Here is a 13,175-nt window from a genome sequence, read left to right as displayed (position 1 = left end):
ACAACCCCCTTAAAATATTGCTATTCTGCTTCTATTTGAATTTTTACCTTAGCTGAAACACCCGGATATAATTTTATATCCACATTGAAGCTTCCCGTTGACCTTATAGCTTCTGGAAGATTTATTTTCTTTTTATCAATATCAAATCCCTTTCTATTTAATACATCCTGTATATCCTTTGATGTAATAGAACCAAATAGTTTTCCATTCTCACCGGCTTTCACTTTTAAAACGATGGTCTCCAAGGCGATTTTTTTCGCCATTTCCTGTGCTTTTTCTATTTCCTGCTGTCTTTTTTTCTCTTCAGCTTTTTTCTTTTCATTTAATGCATGAAGATTTGCTTTTGTTGCATCTGCTGCAAGCCCCTTTGGCAAAAGATAATTTCTCCCGTAACCATCGCTTACATTAACAATTTCTCCAGCCTTTCCAATACCTTTAACATCTTTATTTAATATTACCTTCATTATTCTTCACCTTCCTTTAAATATTCATTAATCGCTTTCTTTAAATCCATTAAAACTTCATCAAGAGGTTTTTTTACCTGTGCGCCTGCAACTGTAAGATGTCCACCACCATCAAGTTTTTCAAGAATAACCTGAACATTTATATCACCAAGTGAACGCCCACTTATTATCACATCATTTTCTCGCTTTAACAATACAAAAGATGCCTGGACACCTTTTATATTCAAAAGTTCGTCCGCAGCTTGTGAAATTACTACGTTGTTAGCATCCTCCGGACTTATCGCTATCGCAATTCCATCATTGGTAATCTCTGCATTTTTAACTATTGTCGATTTCATTATATATGATTTAAAATCATCTTGAAACAGTATCTTTATAGATGTCGTATCTGCACCTTTTCTTCTTAAATATGAGGCAGCTTCAAATGTCCTGACACCAGTCCTAAATGTAAAATTTTTTGTATCAACCGCAATACCTGCAAGAAGCGCTTCCGCTTCAATTGGTTTTATATCTATTCTATCTTTTATATATTGCAAAATCTCTGTTACAAGCTCACTGGCTGATGAAGCATATGGCTCAAGATATACAAGCAAAGCCTTATCAATAAATTCTCTTCCCCTTCTATGGTGGTCTATGACAATTATCCTTTCAATTAAATCTAATATCTCAGGATTTGTTAAATACTCTGGTCTATGAGTATCTACCACTATAAGAAGTGAATTTTTATCTATACTGTTTTTTGCATCGCTTATGTTTATAAATGGATTATCATAATCTTCTTCATTTTCTATTTTTTGTAGCATTGATTCTACTGCAGGATTTGATTTGTCAAGGATTATTTTGGCACTCTTATCAAGTGCAACAGCTCCCCTATACATACCTATCGCTGCTCCTAAGGAATCAAAATCCATGAAATTATGTCCCATAATAAATACATTTGATGATTCTTCAATAAGTTTCCTTATGGCATGTGAAACAACCCTCGCTTTAACCCTTGTTCTTTTTTCAACAGCCTGTGTCTTACCTCCATATATTGAAATTTTTTCGCCTCTCTTTACAACCGCCTGATCCCCTCCTCTGCCAAGAGACAAATCTATTGCTGATGATGCATAGTCATGCAGCAATATATATTCATCAGCATCAGCACCAACCCCTATGCTTAATGTCACGGGAATTTTATTTCCTGCATTTATATCCCTTATAAAATCGAGTATTTCAAACCTGTTTTCTTCAAGGTTAAGGAGTTCTCTGTTTTTCATAAACATCACATATCTATCTGCCGCATATTTCTTAATAAATGCATTCATGGAAGATGCCCATATTGAAAGTCTTCTCTCAATTTCAGCAGCAACTACCGGTCTCTTTAAGTCCTCTGTTGCTTGAAGTGCCTCTTCATAATTATCGACAAGTATATATGCAAGAACAGGTCTGCTTTCATTTAATTTGCTGGAAATTTCAACATAATCAGTTTCATCGATTAAAAAAATATTATAGAATTTATCATTTTCTCTTGATTTATGCTTTTTTTGTGCCTCTGTTCCAATTATATAATAATATCTATCAGCAATTTTAATGTGCAATTTTCCCTCAAATTTGTAATTTTTTACATATTTTTCAATTGCATCATTTATTTCCTTTTTATCTTTAAATGTTTCATTAAATTTGTTATTATACCAAATAATTTTACTTTCTTTATTTATTACAGCCGCAGCAATAGGCATAAATGCTATGGCATTTTTCGATACCCTGTCAACATTGAAAAAAAGTCTTTCAATATATCTATCTAATTCTGAACGTTTTTTTCTCCATCCAAAATATTCATTCATAAGAACATATATAAATAAAATTAAAGATATAAAGGCTATATATATATTGTAATGAAACATCAACACAGTTAATATAAACGATAATATTAAATTTATTATATTGGCAGAGGATATTAATTTAAAATTTTTTTTATTCATAGATTTACACATCCTCTCAAGAGAATCTCCTTAAATTCATTCCTGTATCAACAATTCCTATAAGTATTAATAAATATGAGCCTATCGGTATTAATAACAGCAAAATTAATATTACAGTACTTACAGCAGATTTAATATTGAGCTTGTTTGTTAAATAATATTTAACAAATGCAAGACCGCTTATAGTAAATCCTGTAGCTAAAAGTATAATTATATTTGATGATATTATATCATAAGTCCAAATATAATTATAAAGTAGTGCACCAATAAAAACCCAGCCAGTTATATAGGGCATTCTCCATTCCTGGAAATGTGGAAGTTCTGATACGTTAATCCCTTGCATTTTCAATATTTTTGAAGCAAAAATATAATTAACAAGAACTAATATTGCAATAAAAATTATTATTGCTGATGGAATACTTATTCTCACCATTTCTTCGATCGTAGAAAGTAAATCCTTTACTGAAGCTAAATTTGCCGTTTTACTGTAAAAAGATATAACTTCGCTATTAGTTTTTGAAAATAAATTAAGTATATTTTCTATGACATTTATTTTAAAAGCTTTTAACACATATAGAGCAAATATCAATATAAACAAAGAAATTATACTTGTTTCCTTTACTGTATCCTCCCCACAGTGATTTTTATTTATAAAATATCCAACAATCAAACCAATTAAACAAAATCCGGCTAAAATCAAAGCAGTAATAATATCGCTAATAATAAGATTAATTAAAAAAATCACAATTGTAGAAAGAAATCCATACATTCTACCGCTCTTCACTGTTGCAATTATTATTGGCACAGGTATCAAAAATGCGGTGAAAAATAATACCGGCGCAAATAATCCTATTACAGATAATATAACTGCTAATGCTGTCATCATGGAAGCAAAAACTAAATTTTTAGTATTCATAAATATCACCTTTGTTTGTTCTGCAAATATACAGCAAATTCTTTATAATTATATTCATCATTCTGTTTTATATCAGAAGGTATTAATTTAATTTTTTTCCTTATTTCCTCATCAATTTCAGTAAAATCATATCCCAATTTATTTCCTAAGAGGTATGCCGTTATTAAAATATTGCAAATATCATCAATTAATTCCAATGATTTATCATCATCATTAAAAGCTTTGAAAAGAGAAGCTGTATAATTAAGAAGCTGAATCTTTAAATTTTCGATATTTTTAATATTTTTTGCTATATCAAAATTACTCTCCAATTTAATCCCCCCACTTGGTCTAAGAAATTAAACTTGTCCTGATTTAATGATATATTACTATTTAAATAAATACAAGCAGCTCTTATCATAACAAAAACAAAAGAGGGCATTGCCCTCTATATTATATCATTATTCTGCTGTATATGGTAGTAGTGCAATCTGTCTTGCTCTTTTTATCGCAATTGTAAGCTGCCTTTGGTGTACTGCACAATTACCGGTAATCCTTCTTGGAAGAATTTTACCTCTCTCTGTTATATATTTGCGAAGTTTCCCTATATCTTTATAATCTATATGCTTTACTTTGTCAACGCAAAAACTGCAAACACGTTTTTTTGCTTTTCTGTTTTTTCTTCTTGCAGCTGAATTATCTCTTTCTTTACCATTATTAGACATTTTCTACCCTCCTTAAAATGGAAGATCATCCTCTGAGCCTACGGGAGTAAATCCTTCAAAATCATCATTTACTATATCTTCATTTATATCATGACTCGCCTTTTGAGTCTCTATATTCGGTGACACTACACCGCCATTTCGATTTGAATCAAGAAATTTAACTTCATCTGCCACCACTTCTGTTACCCAGTGACGAGTACCGTTTGTATCATCCCATGTACGAGTCTGTATACTCCCTACAACAGCTACTAATCTCCCTTTTTTTAAATTATTTGCACAAACTTCCGCAAGTTTTCTCCATGTAACGATGGGTATAAAATCAGCCGGTCTTTCACCACTTTGTGTGGTATAATTCCTGTTAACTGCAATTGTAAATGTTGAAACAGGAATCATGTTGTTTGAACTGTATTTAAGGACAGGATCCTTTGTTAAACGGCCTATTAAAATAACTTTATTTAACATATTAACCCACCTATCTTTGTTTATTTATCAAGATTAACTATCAGGTATCTTAAAATACCGTCTGTAATCTTATAATTTCTTTCTAACTCATGTGGAACATTTATATCTGCATTAAAATTCATTAAAACGTAATATCCTTCGTTTTTTTTCTTTATTTCATATGCAAGCTTTCTTTTGCCCCATTCGTCAACATTTGTTACTTCTCCACCATTTTCAGTAATTATACCTTTAAATTTTTGAATTAATGATTGTTTTAATTCATCATTTATTTCTGGTGAGAGAATAAATATGGTTTCATACGATCTCATCTTTTCACCTCCTTCTGGACTTACGGCCCATCATGGGCAAGGCGGCAATCCATAAACGTATTTTATCATTGTTTATACTATTTTTCAATACTTTTTATTATTTTTTTAATTCCTTTTTCAAATCGCTGACGGGATATTAACACCATCCTGCCGCATTTTAAGCATTTTATCCTTATATCCATTCCTACTCTTAATATTTCCCATTCATCACCGCCACAAGGATGAATCTTTTTCATTTTTACTATATCACCTACATTAAACTCTTTATGCACTGCTACCACCTCATTTAATACCATCTTTTATCGTTACATCCAGATGTGGATACGGAAATTCTACATTTTTTTCATCAAATACCTGCTTTATCCTGTATCTTAATTCCCTTTCTACTGCCCATTGTTGCATAGGCTTTGTATTTGCAACAATAGTTACTCCTATTGAAGAATCTTTAAAATCTGTGATACCCAGCACAGTAGGTCCTTCTAATATATCGTCTCTTGATTTTTTAACATCATCACATATCTCATTTAATATTTTTATTACACTATCAACATCTGCTTCATAGGAAATACCTATATTTACAAGTGCTCTCATTCCCCCTCTTGTATGATTTGTAACAATTTTAATCTCTCCGTTAGGTATAATATGAAGCTCGCCAGAAAAATCCCTTGTTTTAGTTATACGAAGCCCTATTTCCTCTACTGTACCTGAAAAATTGTTTATTGTTATATAATCACCAACACTAAACTGGTCCTCAAATATTATAAAAAATCCTGTTAAAATATCTCTGACAAGACTTTGTGCTCCAAATCCGATAGCAAGACTTCCAATACCTGCAACAGCAATTATCGAACTCATATCGGTACCAAAAATTTTCAATATGGAAGCACCTGCAATAAAATATATAACATATCTTAAAACATTTTTTGTTAGTGATGAAAGGGTCTTCATTTTTTTTTCTGGAAATTGTATCTTTGACCTCTCCTGCATAATATAAAATCTATCAATTAAAAAATATCCTATTTTTTTTGAAATAAAAGCAATAATAATTATCTTTAAAATATCAAAGCAGACCTTAAATATCTTAATATCATATAGGCTTATTATTTTGCCGTAAAAATCTAAAATCTGATTCATATAGTTTATATGCTCCTTAAATTTTTATCGTTCTTATCTGTGTTATCTTTTCAGCTATTGTATACATATTTGATATGGATCCTATTTCAAGTTTCTCCTTTAATCCGTAGTAATCAAGGCATGTTCCACAGGATATTATTTCTACTCCCATATGATTAAGCTCCTTAAGGTCATCAATCACTTCCGAGCCGCATGTTGTAAGGAATATTCCGCTGTTTACGAAAATTATTGACTCAGGAAGGCTTGATTGTTCCTTCAATGATATTATAAAACTTTTCATTAAGAGTTTACCCAGTTTTTCATCCCCTTCTCCAAATCTATCTGACATTATGGCAATATTATAACTGTCTTTCTTTTGCTGAAGATTTTGCTTATTTTTATAAATATTTATATGATATTCCTTTCCTTCTTCTTTGACTGAAACATCACAACCTGAACTTTTTGCAAATTTTACCACATTCTCTTTTGAAACTTCATTATCAACTATAACATTTAATGTACCTTCTAATATTTGTTCAAGTGCCTTTTTTGTCATTATAACAGGTATTGGACAGGTTTTTCCTCTTGCATCAACTGTATTTTTCATTTTATTTCCTCCTCATATAATAAATTTTATTATATTCCCGCTATCAAGAAAAATTTTTGCAAATTGTGAATTATTAATATATACCCAGTAATCTGTTGGCAAAATTCCATTAAAAAATTTAAAAAGGCTAAAAGCCATAAAAAGTAGTACAAAACCTTCAACAAATCCTAAAATTCCTCCACTGATTTTATTAACTGTTTTAATTAATGGATAACTCAGGGAATGATTTATTAAAATTGCAAAACTTCTTAATAAAATCAATGAAAATATAAAAGTAAAAACTATACTTATCAGGTTTATTAATGGTGCAATTGTTGATACTTTAAAAAGCATCAAACTAAATGACCCTGATATCTTGGTTATCATATTTAAAAATATTTTATTCCCCATTATATAGTTTGATACATAAGGGTAATAGTTTACCGTTATATACCATGACAAAAGGATGCTTACCATTCCATACAATGTAAGGATAAACCCTTTGGAATATCCCATAAACACAAAATATATAATTATACCGATAATTATATAATCAACAATATTCATTATATCACCAATAATTCTTTTTATTATTATAATACACATTAATAAATTTTTTTTCAACCGTTCTTAATGATATGTTATAGTGAAAATCTTATAAATTTATTTTATGTATTAAAATAATAATAATTGTTAAAAATATATATTATTAAAATGCCACATAAATAAAAAGGAGCAAAATTTATGGATTTTATAAATATTGAAGATAAAACATGCTACTATAATTTTTATAAATCTTTTTCAAAACATTTTAATGAATTATATGATTATTCTTCTGATGTCATAATCATTTGTATAGGTACAGATAGGTCAACCGGCGACAGTTTAGGACCCATAATCGGCTATAAATTAAAACCACTTTTATCATGTAAAATTAATTTATATGGGACACTAAGTGAACCTGTACATGCAAAAAACATAAATAAAATTTTAAATATAATTTATAAAGAATATAAACATCCTTTTATAATAGCAATTGATGCATGCCTTGGCTCACTTAAACATGTCGGTCATATATCTATTGGCAAGGGAGGAATAAAACCCGGTGCCGGCGTATCAAAGGACCTTCCGGTTGTTGGAAATATGTTTGTGACAGGCATAGTTAATATATCTGGCTTTATGGAATTCATGCTTCTTCAAAATACAAGACTTAATACTGTAATGAAAATGGCAGATATTATTACAAATGGTATGTATAAAACCTTGGATAATATAAAATTCAGTTTTAAAGAAAGAGCTTTTGATTAAGCTCTTTCTAACTTTATTTCCTGTACTTTGTTTGGAAAAACTTTATTTCTTACAAAATCATTTATTGTATCAATAATCGGTTTATATTTCTCGTAAAATACTATTATTAAATCACCGGGCTGTGCTTTATACATTGCTGTCTTAAATGCCTCTGTTTCCTTTAAAATAATCTTTATATCCTCTTTTAATAAGCCACTTTTTAACACCCCGATTTCAAGAAGTTTAGCTATTTCACCTGATTTTCTACCTCTTAAATTAATATCCTCTTTTATAAATACTTTGTCAAAACCATTTCCACAAATTTCACCGATTTTTAGTATACTTGAATCACTTCTGTCTCCCGGCACTCCAATAACACCAATTAATCTATTTGGATTAAGCTTTTGTGCTGATTCTATTACCTTCTTTATTCCAGCTATGTTATGCCCATAATCCACAAGCACTCTAAAATTTCCAACATTAAATATGTTAAATCTTCCAGGGTTATAGTTCTCATCACAATAAAATATTTTTATACCCTTAGAAATAATGTTTACTGGTACATTTATACCAAAAGATGATGCAATAGCTGCAAGAGCGTTTTCAATATTATATTCGACCTTTCCATTTAATGTTGCAGGTATTTCATCTATTTTAACAACTGGTATTATCTGACCATTTGCTATTACTATCGTATCATTTTTAACATATACAGATATACCTCCATTTTCTACATGTTTTTTTATTGTAAGATTGTTTTCATGTCTTGAAAAATATATTATCCTTCCCCTTGCCCTTTCATTAAAATACGATGTCATAGGGTCATCTGCGTTTAATACGCAATAACCATCTTTTTTTACCGCTTCAATGACAAGTGCTTTTACAAAGGCTAAGTCTTCTACAGTTTCTATACCATCAATACCCATATGATCTTCAGATATATTTGTAATAACACCTACATCTGCAAGGTCATAGCCAAGTCCTTCTCTTATAATTCCTCCTCTGGCAGTTTCTAACACTGCTGCATCAATATTTTTATCTGAAAGACATGTTTTAGCACTTTTAGGTCCCGAACTATCGCCTTTATAAATACAAACATCATCTACATAAATTCCATCTGTACATGTTATTCCAACTGTATATCCAAAAGTTTTTAAAATTTGTGCTATCATCCTTACCGTGGTTGTCTTACCATTTGTTCCTGTAACTGAAACTATAGGAATAGTCGATTTACTTCCCTTAGGAAAAAGCATATCAATAACCGCTGCTGCTACATTTCTTGATTTCCCTTTTGTTGGATAATGATGCATCCTTATACCTGGAGCAGCGTTTATTTCAATAATAGCTCCATTTTTATCTGTCAAGGGTTTTGATATATTATCCATTGTTATATCAATTCCTGCTATATCAAGTCCTATAACCTTTGCAGCCCTTACAGCTAATTTTATATTTTCAGGATGAATTTCTTCTGTTTTATCTATAGCAGTACCACCGGTACTCAAATTCGCACTTTCTTTAAGATAGATATAAGAATTTTTTGGAGGTATATCATAAAGTTCAAATCCTTGTTTCTTTAAAAGCAGTTTAGATATTGTATCAATTTTTATTTCTGTCAAAGGTTTTTCATGTCCTAAACCCCTTAAAGGATTTCTATTTTCAATTTCTATTAATTCTTTAACAGTGTGTATTCCATCTGATATAATTCTTGCAGGAATCCTTTCAGCAGCAGCAACAACCCTATCACCAACTACTAATACCCTGTAATTCCTGCCTTTTATATATTTTTCTACAATTACGAGGTCACTAATATTTTTTGCATTTCTGTATGCAACAAGAACATTTTCTTTATTTGTTAAATTTAAAAATACGCCCCTGCCTTGATTACCATTATACGGTTTTATAGCTACAGGATATCCTATCTCTTCTGCAATTGAAATAGCATCATCTTCATTATAGGCAATACTGCCTTCGGGAACAGCAAAACCATATTCTTTTAATATTTGTTTTGTCAGTAATTTATCGCAGGCAATATCAACTGCGATACAGTTTGTATTCTGAGATATAGTTCCTTCTACCATTTTTTGATATCTTCCATATCCAAGTCTTAAGATACTTCCATTTCCTACTCTGTTTACAGGTATTCCTGCATATTCAGCTGCTTTTTTTATTGCCATTGTGCTAGGTCCAAGCTCTATTTCAACAACTACTTTTCTAATCTCTTCTAATTTTTTTTCTAAATTAATATTCTCCTTATTTATTAATTTATTTACAATTTCAACCGCCAGCTTAGAAAGTCTTAAAGCACATTCTTCAAGACCATACTCAAATATTATATTATAGATATCACCTTCTACCATCCTGGCTTTGCCGAACTTTGAATTATATCCAAGCAAATATTCCAACTCAAGTATTATATGTTCAGTTACATGTGGAATGTAAGTACCCTCTTTAAGCCTTTTTAAAAATCCTCCTTCATATCCATAAGAACAATTATGCTTTGTTAAGCCAGGCAAAAGCTCTATTAGCCTATCATTAAATCCCGGTATATCTTTCGTAGGTAAATTTTCCCCCTGTATATCAACAGTTAACTTTATTACAGGTCTATGGCAATATATATTTCTGCCGCGGTATACCCTTATGTCTTTTATAATCATTATTTTTCCTCCTTGATTTTCTTTAAAGGTTCCCTCATTTTCATATCAAATCCGAATCCCGAAGGAAGTATGTGGAGTTTTACATTTGTCAATGCAAGTATTTCATTAGGACTTGATTCAGACACATTTGTATTTTTTAATGTCCTGCCATCTACAATAGTAACAGCATTCGAACCAATTACCCTGAAACTGTTTCCTTCAACTATAATTGCTGTATCTTCATCTATTCCAACCCCAAGATTATTAGGATTTTCTGCTATTGCTGTTAATAACCTGCCTATCCTACCTCTTTGTGCAAAATGCTGATCTATAACCACATCATTCAAAAGCCCTAATCCCGGAGCCATATTTATCGTGCATTTTCTCGGAGCTTCTTCATCGTCTCCACCTATTATCATCGTCCTTGACATAACGGAAGCACCGGCACTTGTACCAACTATTAATACACCGTTTCTATTAATTTCTTTTAATAATTTATCAATTCCGCTGCCTCCAAGTATACTCGTTATCCTTAATTGATCGCCTCCTGTAAAAAACACACAAGTACAATCCCTTATTCTTTCTGCTGTTTTTTTTTCATTGGCATCTTCACGAGAATTTATGTTAACCGATTCAACCTCTGCCGCTCCTATTTCTTTAAAAATATCTATATACAATTTTCCTACTTCTTCAGAATGCTCAGTTGCAGTTGTCATAATAATTATTCTGCCATCCCTTCCCCCTGAAAGTTTAACTACTTCTTTTAATATTTCACATTTTCCTTTCTTATCTTCAGCACCACCTATTATTACAAGATTACCTCCTGCAATATTCTCCATTTTATTTCCTCCAATTCTGAAAATAAATATACCTTCAGGTATACATATTTATTATGCCTGAAGGTATATTACAATATACAATTTATTATTAAATTATGGCTTTTCTTGCTTTATCAATTGCCTGAATCTCCTCTGCTGAAAGAGGATATTTTGATTGTCCTTTTTCTACCGGCTTTGCAAATGTTGCGGTTTCATTTCTCCCATATATTCCAGAAAGCACTATGCCATTATCTTCACTATCAAGTAATGCTATAGAAAAACTGAGGTCTGAACCAACATCATTGAATGCATTGTATCTAATAATACCTACTTTTTTTATTGCTGCCTTCATCTCATTATTTATCATGCTTAGTTCCATGCGAAATTTATCAAGTTTCGAATTAAACTCCTCGGTTTTTTTGATATTTTCTGATAAAATCTCAATTATATCGTTTGTTCCAATTTCCCTCATAACATTTTTATACTGCCTTTTTAATTTTGAGTATTTTGAATTAATAGCCAAAATAATTAAAAGTTCAAATATATTTAATAAAAATATAAACAATACAATTAATACGATATATTTATTAATCAATGTCAATAATTGCTGCATAATGTTTACCTCCGTTTATTAAAATTAATTTTTAGTTGTTTAATTTAAAATATTATACTGTTTCTTTAGCTATTTTCCATAATGCGGTTATAGCTTTATCAATTTCATTTTCTGTGTTAAAATAGCCAAAACCAAACCTTACAGTTCCACTTCTTAAAGTTCCTATTGTCTGATGCGCCAATGAAGAACAATGCAATCCTGCCCTTGTTGCAATGTCAAAAGCTTTATCAAGTATATAGCTAACCTCCCCAGCATCTATATCTTTAATATTAAGGGATACAATACCTACCCTTTTTTCTGCATTATCCTCACCGTACAATATCACATTGGGAATATCTTTGACACCCTCTAAAAACCTTTTAACTAATTTTTTTTCATGATTTCTTATATTTTTTATCCCTATTTTCCTAATAAATTTTACACCTTCTTTTAGTCCTGCTATACCCGGCGTATTTGGTGTTCCACTTTCTAATTTGTCCGGCATAATATCAGGCTGAAATATGGATTCTGATATACTGCCCGTTCCTCCTTCTTTAATTGTATGTAAGTTTATTTTATCCCTTACATATAAACCACCTGTCCCCTGCGGACCAAATAAGGATTTATGCCCGGGAAATGCTAAAATATCAATATTGTCCTCTTCAACATCAATAGGATAATTTCCTGCTGTCTGGGCTGCATCAACTAAAAATGTTATTTCCATTTCCCGGGCAATACTTCCTATTTCCCTTATTGGCATTATTGTACCGATAACATTTGAAGCATGGAGTAATGCAATAAGCTTTGTATTTGATTTAACAGCTTTTTTAATATCATCAATATCAATATTACCCTTCTCATTACATTTCACAATTGTTAATTCTATTCCTTTATTTTTTAACGCCATTAATGGTCTGATCATGGAATTATGCTCCATACCTGATGTTATCACATGGTCACCTGTCTTTAATAACCCCTTTAAAGCAATATTCAATGAATCGGTGGTATTCAATGTAAAAATTAATCTCATTGGATTTTTTATATTAAAAAGACTACACAATTCCCCTCTCGCATCTAAAATAAATCTTCCTGATTCAATAGCCATTCTATGGCTTCCTCTGCCGGGATTACCGCAAATTCTCATAACCCTATTAACTTCATTGTACACTTCATCTGGTTTAGGCCATGAAGTTGCAGCATTATCAAAATAAATCAATTTATAACCCCCTATTCTTGCTCAATTTTATTACTGCTTTCTTTATATATTTGTTTATCAATATTATATGCAGGGTATTTTTAAATGCTATATCTGGCGTGTTTTCGTATAT

At 30.8% G+C, this 13,175-nt stretch carries 16 protein-coding genes; 1 reads left to right on the top strand and 15 read right to left on the bottom strand.

Annotated features, from left to right (window positions below):
• Window positions 1–20: 20 nt before the first annotated feature.
• The 11 genes from rplI to AC0LWJ_RS08880 form a co-directional block, all read right to left on the bottom strand.
• Window positions 21–464: a 50S ribosomal protein L9 gene (rplI, locus tag AC0LWJ_RS08930; RefSeq protein WP_474237754.1), complete on the bottom strand. Its 444-nt coding sequence runs from the start codon at window positions 462–464 to the stop codon at window positions 21–23.
• Entirely contained in the window at window positions 464–2,428 is a 1,965-nt protein-coding gene (locus AC0LWJ_RS08925; protein ID WP_474237752.1) for a DHH family phosphoesterase, read from the bottom strand. Before AC0LWJ_RS08925 ends, rplI begins: the two co-directional genes overlap by 1 nt.
• Window positions 2,429–2,444: 16 nt before the next feature.
• On the bottom strand, window positions 2,445–3,344 hold the full coding sequence (locus AC0LWJ_RS08920; RefSeq protein ID WP_474237750.1) for a DUF2232 domain-containing protein: 900 nt from the start codon (window positions 3,342–3,344) through the stop codon (window positions 2,445–2,447).
• 5 nt (window positions 3,345–3,349) lie between these two features.
• Entirely contained in the window at window positions 3,350–3,655 is a 306-nt protein-coding gene (locus tag AC0LWJ_RS08915) for a MazG-like family protein (RefSeq protein ID WP_474237748.1), read from the bottom strand.
• A 129-nt stretch (window positions 3,656–3,784) separates the two neighbouring features.
• Window positions 3,785–4,048, bottom strand: a complete 264-nt coding sequence (gene rpsR, locus AC0LWJ_RS08910) for a 30S ribosomal protein S18 (RefSeq protein ID WP_474237746.1) — start codon at window positions 4,046–4,048, stop codon at window positions 3,785–3,787.
• 12 nt (window positions 4,049–4,060) lie between these two features.
• Window positions 4,061–4,510 (bottom strand): single-stranded DNA-binding protein, encoded by a 450-nt coding sequence (locus tag AC0LWJ_RS08905; RefSeq protein ID WP_284680044.1) that lies wholly within the window; start codon window positions 4,508–4,510, stop codon window positions 4,061–4,063.
• A 20-nt stretch (window positions 4,511–4,530) separates the two neighbouring features.
• Window positions 4,531–4,818, bottom strand: coding sequence for a 30S ribosomal protein S6 (gene rpsF, locus AC0LWJ_RS08900; protein ID WP_284680045.1), 288 nt, complete (start codon window positions 4,816–4,818; stop codon window positions 4,531–4,533).
• Between the two features lie 77 nt (window positions 4,819–4,895).
• Window positions 4,896–5,090 carry a DUF951 domain-containing protein gene (locus AC0LWJ_RS08895; protein WP_474237824.1) on the bottom strand — a complete coding sequence of 65 codons (195 nt, stop codon included), beginning with the start codon at window positions 5,088–5,090 and terminating at the stop codon, window positions 4,896–4,898.
• A 10-nt stretch (window positions 5,091–5,100) separates the two neighbouring features.
• Window positions 5,101–5,952: a small-conductance mechanosensitive channel MscS gene (gene mscS, locus AC0LWJ_RS08890; protein WP_474237744.1), complete on the bottom strand. Its 852-nt coding sequence runs from the start codon at window positions 5,950–5,952 to the stop codon at window positions 5,101–5,103.
• A 16-nt stretch (window positions 5,953–5,968) separates the two neighbouring features.
• A complete protein-coding gene (yedF, locus tag AC0LWJ_RS08885) occupies window positions 5,969–6,538 on the bottom strand; it encodes a sulfurtransferase-like selenium metabolism protein YedF (RefSeq protein ID WP_474237742.1) in 570 nt (189 codons plus the stop codon).
• Between the two features lie 12 nt (window positions 6,539–6,550).
• Window positions 6,551–7,123 carry a CvpA family protein gene (locus AC0LWJ_RS08880; protein WP_503031429.1) on the bottom strand — a complete coding sequence of 191 codons (573 nt, stop codon included), beginning with the start codon at window positions 7,121–7,123 and terminating at the stop codon, window positions 6,551–6,553.
• 138 nt (window positions 7,124–7,261) lie between these two features.
• On the opposite strand from AC0LWJ_RS08880, the gene yyaC reads away from it, so the two are divergent.
• Window positions 7,262–7,825: a spore protease YyaC gene (gene yyaC, locus AC0LWJ_RS08875; RefSeq protein ID WP_474237738.1), complete on the top strand. Its 564-nt coding sequence runs from the start codon at window positions 7,262–7,264 to the stop codon at window positions 7,823–7,825.
• Here yyaC and cphA read toward each other — a convergent pair.
• The 4 genes from cphA to AC0LWJ_RS08855 all read right to left on the bottom strand — a co-directional run bounded on the left by cphA (window position 7,822) and on the right by AC0LWJ_RS08855 (window position 13,063).
• Window positions 7,822–10,458, bottom strand: coding sequence for a cyanophycin synthetase (gene cphA, locus AC0LWJ_RS08870; protein WP_474237736.1), 2,637 nt, complete (start codon window positions 10,456–10,458; stop codon window positions 7,822–7,824). The two genes, yyaC and cphA, sit on opposite strands and share 4 nt — an antisense overlap.
• A complete protein-coding gene (locus AC0LWJ_RS08865; RefSeq protein WP_474237734.1) occupies window positions 10,458–11,276 on the bottom strand; it encodes a cyanophycinase in 819 nt (272 codons plus the stop codon). The genes cphA and AC0LWJ_RS08865 overlap by 1 nt, the downstream gene beginning before the upstream one ends.
• Before the next feature lie 88 nt (window positions 11,277–11,364).
• The gene (locus AC0LWJ_RS08860; protein WP_474237732.1) at window positions 11,365–11,868 is read right to left on the bottom strand and encodes a DUF4446 family protein; all 504 of its coding nucleotides are present in this window, start codon (window positions 11,866–11,868) and stop codon (window positions 11,365–11,367) included.
• 52 nt (window positions 11,869–11,920) lie between these two features.
• A complete protein-coding gene (locus AC0LWJ_RS08855; protein WP_474237730.1) occupies window positions 11,921–13,063 on the bottom strand; it encodes an aminotransferase class V-fold PLP-dependent enzyme in 1,143 nt (380 codons plus the stop codon).
• Between the last annotated feature and the right edge of the window lie 112 nt (window positions 13,064–13,175).

Source organism: Aceticella sp. 75b-Ac (assembly GCF_056032965.2).
This window is presented reverse-complemented; position numbering and strand designations above follow the sequence as displayed.